This window comes from Hydrogenophaga sp. L99 (genome assembly GCF_058731905.1).
The window spans coordinates 3,957,310-3,971,680 of record NZ_CM178972.1; the positions used below are offsets into that span (position 1 = coordinate 3,957,310).

General features: G+C 66.5%; 14 protein-coding genes. 6 read left to right on the forward strand and 8 right to left on the reverse strand.

All coding sequences use genetic code 11. The features are described from left to right. Window positions 1-14 precede the first annotated feature (14 nt). From ubiD to ytfE, 8 genes are all read right to left on the reverse strand, one after another. Window positions 15-1,499, reverse strand: coding sequence for a 4-hydroxy-3-polyprenylbenzoate decarboxylase (gene ubiD / locus AC4QBL_RS18960; protein WP_472900405.1), 1,485 nt, complete (start codon window positions 1,497-1,499; stop codon window positions 15-17). Next, window positions 1,496-2,095, reverse strand: coding sequence for a UbiX family flavin prenyltransferase (locus AC4QBL_RS18965; protein WP_472900404.1), 600 nt, complete (start codon window positions 2,093-2,095; stop codon window positions 1,496-1,498). The genes ubiD and AC4QBL_RS18965 overlap by 4 nt, the downstream gene beginning before the upstream one ends. Further along, complete coding sequence (locus AC4QBL_RS18970) at window positions 2,076-2,486, reverse strand: putative zinc-binding protein (RefSeq protein WP_472907704.1); 411 nt, start codon at window positions 2,484-2,486, stop codon at window positions 2,076-2,078. The genes AC4QBL_RS18965 and AC4QBL_RS18970 overlap by 20 nt, the downstream gene beginning before the upstream one ends. Next, window positions 2,473-2,979 (reverse strand): ubiquinone anaerobic biosynthesis accessory factor UbiT, encoded by a 507-nt coding sequence (gene ubiT, locus AC4QBL_RS18975; protein WP_472907703.1) that lies wholly within the window; start codon window positions 2,977-2,979, stop codon window positions 2,473-2,475. Before ubiT ends, AC4QBL_RS18970 begins: the two co-directional genes overlap by 14 nt. 14 nt (window positions 2,980-2,993) lie before the next feature. Then, the gene (gene trhA / locus AC4QBL_RS18980; protein WP_472900401.1) at window positions 2,994-3,611 is read right to left on the reverse strand and encodes a PAQR family membrane homeostasis protein TrhA; all 618 of its coding nucleotides are present in this window, start codon (window positions 3,609-3,611) and stop codon (window positions 2,994-2,996) included. 4 nt (window positions 3,612-3,615) lie between these two features. Further along, window positions 3,616-4,530, reverse strand: coding sequence for a ubiquinone anaerobic biosynthesis protein UbiV (gene ubiV, locus AC4QBL_RS18985; protein ID WP_472900400.1), 915 nt, complete (start codon window positions 4,528-4,530; stop codon window positions 3,616-3,618). A 196-nt stretch (window positions 4,531-4,726) separates the two neighbouring features. Beyond that, the gene (gene ubiU, locus AC4QBL_RS18990) at window positions 4,727-5,761 is read right to left on the reverse strand and encodes a ubiquinone anaerobic biosynthesis protein UbiU (RefSeq protein ID WP_472900399.1); all 1,035 of its coding nucleotides are present in this window, start codon (window positions 5,759-5,761) and stop codon (window positions 4,727-4,729) included. Window positions 5,762-5,898: 137 nt separating this feature from the next. Next, window positions 5,899-6,603 (reverse strand): iron-sulfur cluster repair protein YtfE, encoded by a 705-nt coding sequence (gene ytfE, locus AC4QBL_RS18995; RefSeq protein WP_472900398.1) that lies wholly within the window; start codon window positions 6,601-6,603, stop codon window positions 5,899-5,901. Between the two features lie 111 nt (window positions 6,604-6,714). On the opposite strand from ytfE, the gene AC4QBL_RS19000 reads away from it, so the two are divergent. The 6 genes from AC4QBL_RS19000 (at window position 6,715) to AC4QBL_RS19025 (ending at window position 14,361) form a co-directional block, all read left to right on the forward strand. Continuing rightward, window positions 6,715-7,197 (forward strand): RrF2 family transcriptional regulator, encoded by a 483-nt coding sequence (locus AC4QBL_RS19000; RefSeq protein WP_472900397.1) that lies wholly within the window; start codon window positions 6,715-6,717, stop codon window positions 7,195-7,197. Window positions 7,198-7,262: 65 nt separating this feature from the next. Next, window positions 7,263-9,221 carry a type IV pili methyl-accepting chemotaxis transducer N-terminal domain-containing protein gene (locus tag AC4QBL_RS19005; RefSeq protein ID WP_472907702.1) on the forward strand — a complete coding sequence of 653 codons (1,959 nt, stop codon included), beginning with the start codon at window positions 7,263-7,265 and terminating at the stop codon, window positions 9,219-9,221. After that, window positions 9,218-9,943, forward strand: coding sequence for a response regulator (locus tag AC4QBL_RS19010; RefSeq protein ID WP_472907701.1), 726 nt, complete (start codon window positions 9,218-9,220; stop codon window positions 9,941-9,943). The genes AC4QBL_RS19005 and AC4QBL_RS19010 overlap by 4 nt, the downstream gene beginning before the upstream one ends. Before the next feature lie 303 nt (window positions 9,944-10,246). Further along, entirely contained in the window at window positions 10,247-10,711 is a 465-nt protein-coding gene (locus AC4QBL_RS19015) for a universal stress protein (RefSeq protein WP_472907700.1), read from the forward strand. 26 nt (window positions 10,712-10,737) lie between these two features. After that, a complete protein-coding gene (locus AC4QBL_RS19020) occupies window positions 10,738-12,381 on the forward strand; it encodes an MFS transporter (RefSeq protein WP_472900393.1) in 1,644 nt (547 codons plus the stop codon). Window positions 12,382-12,687: 306 nt separating this feature from the next. Continuing rightward, a complete protein-coding gene (locus AC4QBL_RS19025) occupies window positions 12,688-14,361 on the forward strand; it encodes an MFS transporter (protein WP_472907699.1) in 1,674 nt (557 codons plus the stop codon). Window positions 14,362-14,371 lie beyond the last annotated feature (10 nt).

The following is a 14,371-nucleotide window of genomic DNA, read 5'->3' on the forward strand; positions in this document are numbered from 1 at the left end:
CGGCCCGCGCGGGCCTACAGCCCCAGCTGTTCGCCCAGCCGGTCCATGCGCTCGCGCACGGCCGGGTCCATGGCCATCACGCGGCCCCATTCGCGCTGCGTCTCACCGGGCCACTTGTTGGTCGCGTCCAGCCCCATCTTGCTGCCCAGGCCGCTCACGGGTGAGGCGAAGTCGAGGTAGTCGATGGGCGTGTGTTCGATGGTGAAGCTGTCGCGCGCCGGGTCCATGCGCGTGCTCATGGCCCAGATGACGTCGCCCCAGTTGCGCACGTCGATGTCCTCGTCCACGACCACGACGAACTTGGTGTACATGAACTGGCGCAGGTGGCTCCACACGCCCATCATCACGCGCCGCGCGTGGCCGGCGTAGGCCTTGCGGATCTGCACCACCGCCATGCGGTAGCTGCAGGCCTCGGACGGCAGGTGGAAGTCGGTGATCTCGGGGAACTGGCGCTGCAGCAGCGGGACGAACAGCTCGTTCATCGCCAGCGCCAGCACGGCCGGTTCGTCGGGCGGTTTGCCGGTGTAGGTGGAGTGGTAGATCGCGTCGCGCCGCAGCGTGATCCGCTCGACCGTGAACACCGGGAACTCGGCACGTTCGTTGTAGTAGCCGGTGTGGTCGCCGTAGGGGCCTTCGAGCGCGTGCTGGAAGCCGCTGGCGTGCGATGCATCCGGAAGGATGTGGCCTTCGAGCACGATCTCGGCCGAGGCCGGCACGCGCAGCGGCACGCCCAGGGCGCGCACGAGGCCGGTGCGCGCGCCGCGCAACAGGCCGGCGAACTGGTATTCGGAGAGGCTGTCGGGCACTGGCGTGACCGCCCCCAGGATGGTGGCCGGGTCGGCGCCCAGCGCCACCGCCACCGGGTAGGGCTGGCCGGGGTGCAGCCGGCCGTGGTCGCGGAAGTCGAGCGCGCCGCCGCGGTGCGCGAGCCAGCGCATGATGAGCTGGTTGCGCGAGAGCACCTGCTGGCGGTAGATGCCCAGGTTCTGGCGCGGCTTGTGCGGCCCCTGCGTGATCACCAGGCCCCAGGTGATGAGCGGGGCCACGTCGCCGGGCCAGCAGTGCTGGATCGGCAGGCGCGCCAGGTCCACGTCGGCGCCTTCCCACACCACGTCCTGGCAGGGCGCCGACGCGTGCTCCTGCGGCGTCATGTGCCAGAGCTTCTTGAGCAGGCCGGCCATGCCCACCATGTCTTTCAGGCCACCCGGTGCCTGGGGTTCCTTGAGCGCGGCCAGCACCTCGCCGAACTGCCGCAGATCGGCCAGGCTGTCCACGCCCATGGCGCGCGCCACGCGACCGGTGGTGCCGAACAGGTTGCCCAGCACCGGCATGCGGTGGCCGGTGGGCCGCTCGAACAGCAGGGCCGGGCCGCCCGCGCGCAGCACGCGGTCGCACAGCGCGGTCATCTCCAGGTGCGGCGAGACCGGTTCGCCGATGCGCCGCAGCTCGCCGGTCTGCTCCAGCTGGGCCATGAAGTCGCGCAGGTCCCTGTAAGTCACGCGGGCACCTTGTCCATGCCCTGCCAGCGTTCGCTCAGCGCGTGCGGCACGTCCAGCAAATCCAGCACGCGCGCCACGCTGGCGTCCACGATGTCGTCGAGGCTCTGGGGGCGCAGGTAGAAGGCGGGCATGGGCGGACAGACGATGGCGCCCATCTCGGTCACCGCGGTCATGTTGCGCAGGTGGCCCAGGTGCAGCGGGGTCTCGCGCGTCATCAGCACCAGTCGGCGGCGCTCCTTGAGCATCACGTCGGCCGCGCGCGTGACCAGGTTGTCCGACAGGCCGTGCGCGATGGCCGCGAGCGTGCGCATGGAGCAGGGCGCGACCACCATGCCGCTGCAGCGGAACGAGCCGCTGGCCGGGCCGGCGCCGAGGTGGGCCGCGTCGTGCAGCGTGTGCACCAGCGGGCGCAGCGTGTGCGGGCCGGCGTGCAGTTCGTGCCGCAGAGTCTGCCAGCCGGCGTCGGAGACGACCAGATGGACCTCGGTGTGCTGCACCTGTTGCAGGGTCTGCAGCAGGCGCAGGCCGTAGACGGCGCCGCTGGCGCCGGTGATCGCCACCAGCAGGCGGCGCGGCTCAGGCGGAGTCGGGTTCATGCGCGGTGGGCGCAGGCGCCGTCAAGGTTTGCAGGCCGCAGCGCACGCGAAACAGCACCGCCTCGGCCTGATCGGGGTCGAAATCTTCGTGCAGGCGCTTGCGCACGCCATAGAGGTGCAGCTGGTGGTGCTGCGTGGGCGCGATGCCGTGGCGCTGCAGGCAGTGGCGCGCACATTCGAGAGGGCAGCCGTCGAGCACCACGATGGGTCGCCCCGACTGCGCGGTCTTGAGCAGGTGCGGCACGTCGCCGCCCACGCCGGCGATGCACGACATCTCGGCCGCGCCCATGCGGTCCAGCCGCACCGCCACGTGGTTGGCCAGTTGCGCGGCGCTGGAGCAGCCCGAGCAGGCGTAGACGATGGGCAGCGCCGTGCGGTCAGCGGGGTTCATGGGCGTTGCCGAAGGGGCGCAGCCGCTGCAAGCGCGCGAACACGGCCGACGGCGTCCATGGCGCGAGGTCGAGCACCGGCAGCTCCAGCGCGTCCAGTGCGTTCTTGACCACCAGGCCCAGCTCGGTATCGCCCTCCATGCAGAGGCGACGATTGAAGAACAGGGTGTCGGGATCATCCAGCCGCTGCGCCAGGCGCAAAAAGTCGTGCGCGTTGGCGCTCAAGGTGAGCTCGGTGGCGGGCTGTGGCGCGCTGGCTCGGAACGCCGTGCCTTGCCACGCAAAGTCAAACTTCAGGCCGGCGTCGCGCACCTGGATGCGAATGCGCTGGCCTTGCAGGCGTTCGGCCACATCGGCCGGCAGCTGGCGCGCCAGCACCAGGTTCAGCCCGGTGACCAGCAGCAGCGAGCCAGGGTAAGGTGGCAGGCGCGAGAGCACGGCGGCTACCGGCGGGGGGACGGTGTGGCGCGGGATGGGGGTAGCGGTGTGGTTCATGGGGGTTGTGGCGTTCAGGCCACGTACAGCAACAGGGTGAAGAAGTGGCAGGTGCTGCCGGCCAGCACGAACAGGTGCCAGATGCCGTGGCCGTGGCGCAGCTTGTGGCCGGCGGCGTAGAAGCCGATGCCCAGGGTGTAGAGGGCGCCGCCGGTGGCCAGCCAGGCAAAACCGGCCGGGCCCAGGGCGTGCCACAGCGGCACCACCGCCACCAGCACCAGCCAGCCCATGAGCAGGTAGATCACCAGCGACACCACCCGCGCGCCGCGCGCCAGCCAGATCTCTTGCGCGATGCCCAGCACGGCCAGCCCCCAGACCACGCCCAGCAGCGACCAGCCCCAGGGGCCTTGCAGCGAGACCAGCGCAAAGGGTGTGTAGCTGCCCGCGATCAGCAGGTAGATGCTGCTGTGGTCCAGCTTCTGAAACACGGCCTTGGCGCGACCGCCCAGCGCGTGGTACAGCGTGGACGCCACATACAGCGCCACCAGCGTGGCGCCGTAGACGCTGAATCCCACGATGCGCCAGGGGTCGCCCTTGAGCGCCGCACTGGTGATGAGCACCACCGCAGCGGCCACGGCCAGCACCGCCCCTACCAGGTGGCTGATGCTGTTGAAGCGTTCGCCGACAACCATGGCTTCAGGCGGTGGCGAGCGCCGCGGGTTCGATGCGCTCCTGTCCGGGCTGGCCGTGCCAGTAGCCATTGCAGTCGCGGTCGCGGTCGGGCAACAGGGGCAGCAGGGCGGTGCGGGCCGATCGCCCATCGAGCGCAGCGCGGCGCACCGCGTCGTACAGCCCGATCACGTCAGCGGTGTGCTGCGACTGCGGGCTGATGCGCGCCACATCCACGCCGAGCGCCGTCAGGTCGCCCCAGGCGTCGATCAGGCTGTGCACGCGGGCCGACTGGGTCTGGATGCCGTTGAGCACCAGGAACGCTGCTTGCTCACGGGTCTTGAGCATCAGGCCGTCGGGGTGGTCAAGGCAGCTGAAGCGGCAGTCGTCCTTGGGCAGGTCGCGGTGTCGCGCGGTGAAGCAGCGGGCCGAAAACGCGAGCGGCAGGCGGCCATGCACGAACACCTCGGTCTGCAGGCCCGCCGGACGAGCCTGCTGCAACAGGGTCAGGTCTTTGCGCGGCATCTCCAGCGGTGCGACCCAGCGCAAAGCGCCCATGGAAGCCACCCATTCCAGGGTGGGCCCGTTGTAGATGTTGAGGTGGGGCCCCGCGACGAACGGTCGTTGCCCGGACAGCGCGCCCACCGCGCCCATGTCATTGGCCTCGACCAGGAAGCCGGTGTTCGCCACCACCTTTTGCATGGCGCTGACGTCGGAGCCCGACTCCAGCAGCACCTGGGTGGACAGCACGGCGGTCTTGCCCGCCGCGCGCATCAACTCGGCCACGTCCAGCCAGTCAGACAGGCGCAGCTCGTGGCGGCGCGAGCAGGTGACCTCGCCGAGGTAGACGATGTCCACCGCGGTCGCTGCCATGGCCTCGTAGAAGTCGAACACGGTCTGGCGGGGCCAGTAGTACTGCAAAGGTCCGAGAGAGAGTTTCATGGAGGTGTCTTGTTTGTCGCTGTTGCGCGTGTCTTGTGGCGCGTTTGCCCTTCACCCCAGAGGGGCGAGGGAGCCAAGACCCAGTCGCCGGGGCGCGTGCCCCATCCAGGGCACCCGTGGAACCGGCTTCGCCGGGCTACAGGGGTGCGTCCCCCTTGGGGGAAGCCGCGCAGCGGCGCAGGGGGGCATCCCAAGCTCACTTCCATTTGCGGTGGTAGGCGCCCAGCGTGTGCTGCTGGCCTTCGGCCACCTGGTCCAGCGAGACCATCCATGCGCTTCTGGGCGTGTAGTGCTGGGGCTGGGCCAGGCAGTCGTCGATCGCTTCGCGCCACACCTTCGTCACCTGCGCCACATAGGCCGGGCTGCGCTGGCGTCCTTCGATCTTGATGGCACGCACGCCCATCTGCAGCAGCTGCGGCAGCAGCGACAAGGTGTTGAGGCTGGTGGGTTCTTCGATGGCGTAGTCGCTGTGCTCGTCTTCCACGTCGAAGCGGCCCTTGCACAGCGTCGGGTAGCTGGCGCTCTCGCCGGCGGCGTAGCGGTCGATCAGCACCCCGTTGAGCCGCGACTCCAGGCCCTGCGGGGTTTCCTGCCAGCGCACCGCCTTGGCGGGCGAACACACGCCGTGCGTGTTGGGCGATTCGCCGGTGACGTAGGACGACAGCGCGCAACGACCTTCCACCATGACGCACAGGCTGCCGAAGCCGAACACCTCGATCTCCACCGGCGTCTTCCCCACCACCTGGCGCACCTGATCGAGCGAGAGCACGCGTGGCAGCACCGCACGCGAAATACCGAACTGCCGGTGGTAGAGGTTGATCGCCTCGGGGTTGGTGGCCGAGCCCTGCACCGACAGGTGCAGCCGCAGCTTGGGGTGGCGCTGCGTGGCGTATTGCATGAGGCCGGGGTCGGCCAGGATCACCGCGTCCACGCCCAGATGCACAGCCTTGTCCATCGCCTCGCGCCAGCGTTCCGGGTGTGCCGCCTGGGGGTAGGTGTTGAGCGCCATGAACACCTGGCTGCCGCGCGCGTGGGCGTAGGTCACGCCGCTGGCGATGGCCGCGTCGTCGAAGTTCAGGCCGGCGAAGTTGCGCGCGTTGGTCGCGTCGCGCAGGCCGAGGTAGACGCAGTTCGCGCCGTTGTCCACCGCGGCCTTGAGCGCGGGCAGGCTGCCGGCGGGGCAGACGAGGTCCATGGCGGCGGATCCGGGTGTCTTGGTGTCAAGGGCCATGGCTTGTCGAGTGGATCCGTTTTCGATCGTGCCGCCATCCGCTGATGGAGCGGACATCAAGTTACCAGCGGCACCGCCTTGAAACCTTGACCCACGTCAAGGTGCTCATGGCTTGATCTGGCGCAAGCGGCTTGTTCTCAGGGGCAGCAGGCGGTCGCCTGGGGTTCAAACTGCGGAAACAGCAGGTTGTTTTCCAGGTGGATGTGGTTGATCAGGTCGTCCGACAGCTGGGCGATGCCGGCGTAGAGTGCGCGCCAGGTGTTGCAGGCTCCTGCAGGGGGTGTGGCGTCGCGGCTCAGGGCCATCAGGCGTTCCAGCTGTTCGCCGTGGCTGGTGTGCTCGTCGCGCATCACGGCAATGGGGTGCCGCACCATGGGCGTGCCGCCGGCCTTGAGCATGGGAAACAGCACGGTTTCTTCCTTTTCCATGTGCTCCAGCAACTCGGCCTCCATGGCCTCCAGGTGCGCGGCCAGGCCCACCGGCACGTCGGGACTGTCGCGGTGCACAGCTTCCACCCGGCGCGCCATGCGGATCAGTTCGGGCAGTTGCTCGCGGTGCACCGCGTGGTAACGCGCCAGGATGTGGTCGATCATCGCGCCGGGCGCCTGCGGCGCCGCTTGTGCCGCCGGGCGGTCGAGCTGCGCGAGTTCGGCCAGCACCGCGTCCAGTGGCAGGCCCTTGGCTTCGCAGGCCGCTTGCAGCGCCACCTGGCCACCGCAGCAGAAGTCGAGCTTCAGGCGGCGAAACACGGCGGTGGAGCCGGGCAGGTTGACGGCGATCTGCCCGATGGCTTGCTGGGCGCGGTCGTCGGTGGGGTGGTCCAGGGTGGCGGCGTGGCTCATGGTCTGTGTTCCTTAAAGGTTCATTTGGTGTGAATATATTAGCGCATAAAATCCATCAAACATGCATGTTAAGAAACGGCAAAAGACCATCGGTCATTGGGAGGATGCGGCGTGCGTTTGACGAACTGGACCGACTACAGCCTGCGGGTGCTCATGTACTGTGCCGCCTGCGCGCAGCGCGAGCAGCCCGCCACCATCAGCGAAATTGCCGAGGCCCACGGCATCTCGCGCAGCCACCTCACCAAGATCGTGATGACGCTCTCGGGCATGGGCCTGCTGGAAACCACGCGCGGGCGCGGCGGTGGCCTTCGTTTGCTCAAACCCGCCAAGGACATTGTGCTGGGCGACGTGGTGCGCCAGACCGAAACCGACTTCACGCAGGTGGAATGCTTCGACGCCGAGCACAACAGCTGCCGTCTCGACGGCTATTGCCGGCTCAAAGGGGCGCTGCAGCAGGCCATGGCGAGCTACCTGCAGGTGCTGGACGGTGTGACGCTGGCCGACCTGGTGGCGCCCATGGCGCAGCCCCAGGGCGCGCGGCTGGGCCAGCCCATGCGCGTGGTGCCCGGGTTGCCGCGTCTGGCGTTGCTGTGACGGTGGTTCGGGCCGGTGCCGTGAGCCCGGCACGTGTATCCGGACGCCAGGAAAGCCGCTAACCTATGAACATGCCATCTAGCGCCTCCCTGTCCACCAAACTGGTTCGCCTCGGCGCCGGTTTTCTCATCGTGGCGCTGACCTCCATCGGGCTCACGCTGTGGGTCACCTGGCAGCTCGAAGGCGGCGCGGCCGCGGTCAACGAGGCTGGGCGCATGCGCATGCAAACCTGGCGCATCACCAGCGCGGTGCAGGCCCAGGCGCCACCGGCCGACGTGGTGGCCCTGGTGACCCAGTTCGATGAAAGCCTGGCCTTGCTGCGCAGCGGCGACCCGAGCCGCCCGCTGTTTGTGCCCTGGGAAGCGGGCGTCAGGCGCGAGTTCGCGTCGGTGCAGTCGCTCTGGCAGGTGCAGCGCAGCCTGTGGCTGCAAGGTGACGTCACCACCGAATCGGCCCAGCAGGGCGTGGGCGTGTTTGTGGACGCGATCGACCGCTTTGTGCATGCCATCGAAGACGAGCTTTCGGGCCTGACCGCCATCCTCAACCTGTTTCAGTTCCTCATGATGGCGCTGGCCATCGGGGGTGCCGTGCTCATGCTCTACACCGGCTACCGGTTTGTCATCAACCCGCTGGCCAACATGCGACAGGGTCTGCGCCAGCTGGAAGCGGGTGAGTTTTCGGTGCGGGTAGCGGTGAACACGCACGACGAATTTGGCCAGGTCGCGGCCGGCTTCAACCGCATGGCCGCCACGCTGCAGTCGCTGTACGAAGGGCTGGAGAGCAAGGTGGAGCTGAAGACGCGCCGCATTGAAGCGCAGCGCGCCCGGCTGGAGGCCTTGTACGAAGTGAGTGCATTTTTGGCCAGCGCCAACACCATCGAGGAGCTTTCGCGCGGGTTTTCGCAGCGCGTGCGCCAGGTGATGAAGGCCGATGCGGTGGCGGTGCGCTGGTCGGACGAAGCCAACCAGCGCTACCTGATGCTGGCGTCCGACTGCTTCCCGCAAGAGATGATGGAAGAAGAGCGCAGCCTGCTGGCCGGGGCCTGCGCTTGCGGCAACTTGCAGCCCGACGCGCGCACCCGCGTGATCCCCATCCACAGCCACGACGCAGCGCCCATGCGGCACTGTGCCAAGGTGGGCTACCAGAACGTGGTGAGCGTGCCGGTGCGCCTGCAGCAGCGGCTGATCGGCGAAATCGATCTGTTCTTTCGTGGCGAGATCGCGCTCAATGCCGACGAAACCGAACTGCTGGACGCGCTGGCCAGCCACCTCGCCAGCGCCCTCGAGGGCCTGCGCGCTGCGGCCCTGGAGCGCGAGGCGGCGGTGGCTGAAGAGCGTGCCCTGATCGCCCGCGAGTTGCACGACTCGATCGCCCAGTCGCTGGCGTTTCTCAAAATCCAGGTGCAGTTGCTGCGCACGGCGGTCCAGAAAGAGCAGCCGGTGCAGGTGCAGACCACGCTGGACGAGCTGGACGTGGGCCTGCGCGAAAGCATCCACGACGTGCGCGAGTTGCTGGTGCACTTTCGCACCCGCACCAATACCGACGACATCGAAGCCGCGCTGCAGGAAACCCTGCAGAAGTTCCAGCACCAGACCGGCCTGCCCACCCGCCTGCAGATGGACGGGCAAGGCCTGCCACTGCCGCCCGACGTGCAGGTGCAGGTGCTGCATGTGATTCAGGAAGCCCTGTCCAATGTGCGCAAGCACGCGGACGCCAGCCACGTCAGTCTGGAAGTCGCCAAGGGCGCCCGGTGGCGTTTCACCGTGCGCGACAACGGAACCGGTTTTGACGCCGCACACGTCCATGGCCCGACCCACGTGGGCATGAAAATCATGCGCGAACGCGCCGAGCGCATCGGTGCCCAGGTGGAGGTGGCTTCTGCCCCCGCCGGCGGCACCGCCGTGACCCTGACCCTGCCGCCGTACCCCGTGGCCGCCAACGGCACGAGCACGCTGGGCCTGAACCTTCTGGCCAGCACCCTTGCTGTACCTGCCGCTCCTGAGAACCGGATACCCACCCCATGACCCAGCCCCACACGCCCCGTATCCAGCTGCTGCTGGTGGACGACCACACCTTGTTTCGCCGTGGCCTGCGCGCCCTGCTGTCGCAAGACGAGCGTTTTGAGGTGGTCGCCGAAGCCGCCGATGCGGGCGAGGCCCTGCGCAGCGTGGAGCGCTACCGGCCCGACGCGACCCTGTTGGACAACCACCTGCCCGGTGTGCGCGGGGTGGACGCGGTTCGTGGGCTCAAAGAGGCCGCGCCCAACATGCGCATCCTGATGCTCACCGTGAGCGAGAACGAAGACGACCTGGCCGCAGCCTTGCAGGCCGGCGCCGACGGCTACCTGCTCAAAACGGTGGAGTCCGACCAGCTCGGTGACGCCATTGTCAAGGTGCTCGACGGTGAGTCGGTGATCAGCCCGGAGATGATGACCAAGCTGTTCAAGGCCTTTCGCAACCAGGCGCCCCGCCAGCCCAGTGCGCAGGACGGTGATGTGCCCACGGCAGCGGCGCCCCTGCAAGCGCCCGCCGCCAGCAAGGCCGACGGCCTGGCCCTGCTGTCGGCTCGCGAGCGCGAGATCCTCAGCTTGATCGCGCGCGGTGACAGCAACAAACTGATCGCCCGCGAGCTCGACATCGCCGAAACGACGGTCAAGATCCATGTGCAGCACATCCTGCGCAAGCTCCACCTCACCTCGCGGGTGCAGGCGGCGGTGTACGCCGTGCACCAGGGTCTGCGCGGCTAAGGCGCCACCCGCCCGCCGGGTTCCTGCGTGGGCATCGCACCGGTGGCATCACATCCCCTTGAGCGGCTGAATAGTTCTTTAGGAGCATGGCCACGCGCGGGCCATCGTCCGTGTGGAACGCGTCCGCGTGCCAAAGAAGGATGTTCAGGCGGGCGCTGCCGCCGCACAGTTGAGCGGTCACCCTGGTCCGAATAGGGCTATTGCTCGCCGGGTTCCGTGTCACCCGGCGACAGACCGCCGCCGCGTGGCGGCGTGCCGGGTCACGACATGGCTGATCCGTCCGTATCCACTGGAGAAAAAAACATGGAAGTCATGCTGGCTTACGACCATTCGCGCAATGCGCGCATCGCGCTCGACGTCGTCAAGCGGCTCTTTGCCCAAGAGTTGCCCACCGTTACGCTCATTTCCGTCATCGAGGAACCCGGCAGCACCACCAGCGCGGGCGACGAGATGTTCGACGCGCAGTTCAAGGAACAAAAAGCCGGTGCCGAGGCCGCCGCCGCCGAGCTGTCGGCCGCTGGCTTCCCCGCCAAGGTGCTGTTTGCCGAGGGCGATGCCCGAAAAATGATCTTGCGCGCCACCGAAGAGCGCCGCCCCGACGTGCTGGTGATGGCGCGCCATTCCTACAAGCCCGACGGCAACTTCATCACGCGCCGGCTGGACGCGCTGGTGGAAGAGTTCGACCACATGACCTTTGGCTCGGTCAGCGCCTTCCTGGCGCGCCGCGTCATGTGCCCGCTGCTGATCGTCCCCACCCACGGCGACTGAGCGCGCTGAGCTAACGAGGTTTCATCATGCAAGTCAGTGACATCTTCCGGTTCAAGAACCGGGAAATCAAGGCGCTCCACCTGACGTGGATCGCGTTCTTCATCTGCTTCTACGTCTGGTTCAACATGGCGCCGCTGGCGTCGTCCATTCTCAAGTCGGCCAACTGGCTGACCAAAGACGACCTGCGCCTGTTTGCCATCGCCAACGTGGCGCTCACCATACCGGCCCGCATTCTGGTGGGCATGGCGCTGGACCGCTTTGGTCCACGCCGCGTGTTCTCGGTGCTGATGGTCACCATGGCGGTGCCCACCCTGTTCTTTGCTTTCGGTACCACCAAAGAACAGCTGTTCGTCTCGCGCCTGGTGCTGAGCTCGGTGGGTGCCAGCTTTGTGGTCGGTATCCACATGACGGCGCTGTGGTTCAAGCCACGCGACATCGGCTTTGCCGAAGGCTTCTACGCCGGCTGGGGCAACTTCGGTTCGGCCGCTGCCGCCATGACGCTGCCCACCATCGCGCTCACCATGTTTGGTGGCGACGATGGCTGGCGCTACGCGGTAGCACTGTCCGGCGTGATCATGGGTCTTTATGGTGTTTTCTACTGGTTCGCCATCACCGACGGCCCCACCAAAGACACGCACAAGAAGCCCCGCAAGACCGCCGCGCTGGAGGTGTCTAGCTACCGCGACCTGGTCTTGCTGCTGCTGTTCACCGTGCCCATGGTCGGCATCCTGGGCTTGCTGGTGTGGCGGGTGCAAAACACCGGGTTCATCGACGACTTCACCGCCTGGATCTGTTACGTGTCGATTGCCTTTGTCATCGTGTACCAGCTGGTGCAGGTGCTGCGGGTCAACCTGCCCATTCTGAAAAAGGGCGTGCCCAAGGACGACCGCTACCCGTTCAAATCGGTGGCCGCGCTCAACACCACCTACTTCGCCAACTTCGGCGCCGAACTGGCGGTGGTCTCCATGCTGCCCATGTTCTTTGAAGAAACCTGGGGTCTGTCGGCGGCCATGGCCGGCCTGATCGCCGCGTCCTTTGCCTTCGTGAACCTGTTTGCGCGCCCCATGGGCGGCCTGGTGTCCGACCGCTTCGGCAACCGCCGCTTCGTGATGCTGTCCTACATGCTGGGCATTGCCGTGGGCTTCGCGCTCATGGGCATGATGAACAGCAACTGGCCGCTCATCATTGCGGTGGCCATCACCATCGGCTGCTCGTTTTTTGTGCAAGGTGCCGAAGGCGCCACATTCGGCATCATCCCGTCCATCAAGCGCCGTCTCACCGGCCAGATTTCGGGTATGGCCGGTGCTTACGGCAACGTGGGCGCGGTGTTCTACCTGTTCCTGTTCATGTACGTCACGCCCTCGCAGTTCTTCTTTGTGATCGCGGGCGGCGCCTTGCTGAGCTGGGTGGCTTGCCTGGTCTGGCTCAAAGAACCTGAGGGTGGTTTTGGCGACGAATACATCATCTCGTCGGTGGACCATGCGATTGCCCAGGAAGTGCAGCAAAAACGCGATACCGAGGCCGAGATTGCCCGTCTGTTCGCAGGCAGTGGCCGCGTGGAGCTGCAGGAAAAAGGCGAGGGCCTCATGCTCACCGCCCGTTTCAAGAGCCTGGAAGACCTGCGCGTGATCCTGGCCCGCGCGCAGCAGCAAGGCATGGCGCCCAAGTAAGCCCGGGCGCGTTGTCACCAACCACCAACGCCGTGAACACCACGGCCTTTTTTCATGGTCGGCGGGCCATTGCGCAGCATGCTGGCCGTGTAGTTCTTTTGGACGATGGCCAGGCGCCAGCCCATCGGTCTTTCAGACCGGTGCTGGCGCCCCTTTGAAGGATGTTCGCCGCAGCCGGGCTGCCGCACAGTCATGGTCACACCTCGCCGAGCGTTTCGCACGCTGGCAGCAGCCCTGAAAACCCAACGCTGCGCCACCCCGGCCACACGCCTGGCGAACCGATTTTTCCCCACAGGAGTCCCTGTCATGAGCAACAAAAACACGCGCACCGCCACCGCTGGTGAAGGCGCGAACCTGCAGACGTACTCGGGAGCCGACATCGTCGACTGGCGGCCCGAAGACGCCACCTTCTGGGCCGCCAAAGGCAAGTCAATCGCCACCCGCAACCTGTGGATTTCCATCCCCAACCTGCTGGTCGGTTTCGCCGTCTGGCTGATGTGGGGCATCGTCACCGTGCAGATGCTCAACCTGGGCTTTCCCTTCGCCCCAGCAGAACTGTTCACGCTCACCGCCATTGCCGGCCTGATGGGTGCGACCTTCCGCATCCCGGCCTCGTTCTTCATCCGTCTTTCGGGTGGGCGCAACACCATCTTCCTCACCAGCACACTGCTCATCATCCCGGCGGTGATCACCGGCTTTGCGCTGCAAGACCAGAGCACCCCACTGTGGGTGTTTCAGCTCTGCGCCTTCCTCTCAGGCATTGGCGGCGGCAACTTTGCCTGCTCCATGTCCAACATCACCGGCTTCTACCCCAAGAAGCAGCAGGGCACGGCGCTGGGCCTGAACGCAGGTCTGGGCAACTTCGGCGTGACCACCATGCAGGTGCTGATTCCCCTGGCCATGACGGCTGCGGTGTTTGGCACCTTCGCCGGTGAGTCGATGACGCTGATCAAAGACTCGGGCTGGATCCTGGGCAAGATCACCGCCGGCACCGAAACCTGGATCCAGAACGCCGGTTTCATCTGGGCTGCCATCCTGGTGCCACTGGTCTTCGCCGCCTGGTTCGGCATGAACAACCTGCTGCCGCTGTCGCCCAACTACGGCGGCACCCTGGCAGCGTTTGCCAAGATCATTTACCTCTGGGTCCTCACCAGCATCATCGGCTTGATTGGCCTGTACCTCTACCTGCCTGCGCCCACGGGTCTCGGTCTGCTCAACATGTGGGTGGCGCTGCCCCTGATCGTGGTGGTGACCGTGGTGGTGATGAAGCTCGCCGCCTTCGGTGAGATGAAGGCCAACATCGGCAAGCAATACGCGATCTTCAGCAACAAGCACACGTGGTCCATGACCGCGCTGTACATCGTGACCTTTGGCTCCTTCATCGGTTTTTCGATGGCGCTGCCGCTGTCCATCACCGTGATCTTCGGCTTCCAGCACGTGGTGGACCCGGTCACCGGTCTGATGACGCACACGCTGAAAAACCCCAATGCGCCGTCGGCCCTGACCTACGCCTGGATCGGCCCCTTTGTGGGCGCGCTGATTCGCCCGGTGGGTGGCTGGATTTCCGACAAGCTCGGCGGCTCCATCGTCACGCAAGTGATCTCGGCTGTGATGGTGTTCGCCTCGGCCGCTGTGGGCTACGTGATGCTGCTGGCCTACAAGTCGGCCACACCCGAAGAATATTTCTTCCTCTTCATGGTGCTGTTCATCGTGCTGTTTGCCGCCAGCGGCATCGGCAACGGCTCCACCTTCCGCACCATCGGCGTCATCTTTGACCGCCAGCAAGCCGGCCCCGTGCTGGGCTGGACCTCGGCCATCGGCGCCTACGGTTCCTTCATCGCCCCGGTGGTGATCGGTCAGCAGATCAAGGCCGGTTCGCCCGAATACGCCATGTACGGTTTTGCCATCTTCTACGCCGTGTGCCTGGTGCTGAACTGGTGGTTCTACCTGCGCGCCGGGTCCGAAATCCGCAATCCATGAACGCGCGCAT

Excerpts from the sequence above, each read along its gene's own strand:
- AC4QBL_RS19010 (WP_472907701.1), top strand. The coding sequence starts at position 9,218 with ATGACCCAGCCCCACACGCCCCGTATCCAGCTGCTGCTGGTGGACGAC.
- AC4QBL_RS18965 (WP_472900404.1), bottom strand. The coding sequence starts at position 2,095 with ATGAACCCGACTCCGCCTGAGCCGCGCCGCCTGCTGGTGGCGATCACC.
- AC4QBL_RS19020 (WP_472900393.1), top strand. The coding sequence starts at position 10,738 with ATGCAAGTCAGTGACATCTTCCGGTTCAAGAACCGGGAAATCAAGGCG.
- AC4QBL_RS19025 (WP_472907699.1), top strand. The coding sequence starts at position 12,688 with ATGAGCAACAAAAACACGCGCACCGCCACCGCTGGTGAAGGCGCGAAC.
- ytfE (WP_472900398.1), bottom strand. The coding sequence starts at position 6,603 with ATGAGCCACGCCGCCACCCTGGACCACCCCACCGACGACCGCGCCCAG.
- AC4QBL_RS19005 (WP_472907702.1), top strand. The coding sequence starts at position 7,263 with ATGAACATGCCATCTAGCGCCTCCCTGTCCACCAAACTGGTTCGCCTC.
- ubiU (WP_472900399.1), bottom strand. The coding sequence starts at position 5,761 with ATGGCCCTTGACACCAAGACACCCGGATCCGCCGCCATGGACCTCGTC.
- trhA (WP_472900401.1), bottom strand. The coding sequence starts at position 3,611 with ATGGTTGTCGGCGAACGCTTCAACAGCATCAGCCACCTGGTAGGGGCG.
- AC4QBL_RS19015 (WP_472907700.1), top strand. The coding sequence starts at position 10,247 with ATGGAAGTCATGCTGGCTTACGACCATTCGCGCAATGCGCGCATCGCG.
- ubiT (WP_472907703.1), bottom strand. The coding sequence starts at position 2,979 with ATGAACCACACCGCTACCCCCATCCCGCGCCACACCGTCCCCCCGCCG.
- AC4QBL_RS18970 (WP_472907704.1), bottom strand. The coding sequence starts at position 2,486 with ATGAACCCCGCTGACCGCACGGCGCTGCCCATCGTCTACGCCTGCTCG.
- ubiV (WP_472900400.1), bottom strand. The coding sequence starts at position 4,530 with ATGAAACTCTCTCTCGGACCTTTGCAGTACTACTGGCCCCGCCAGACC.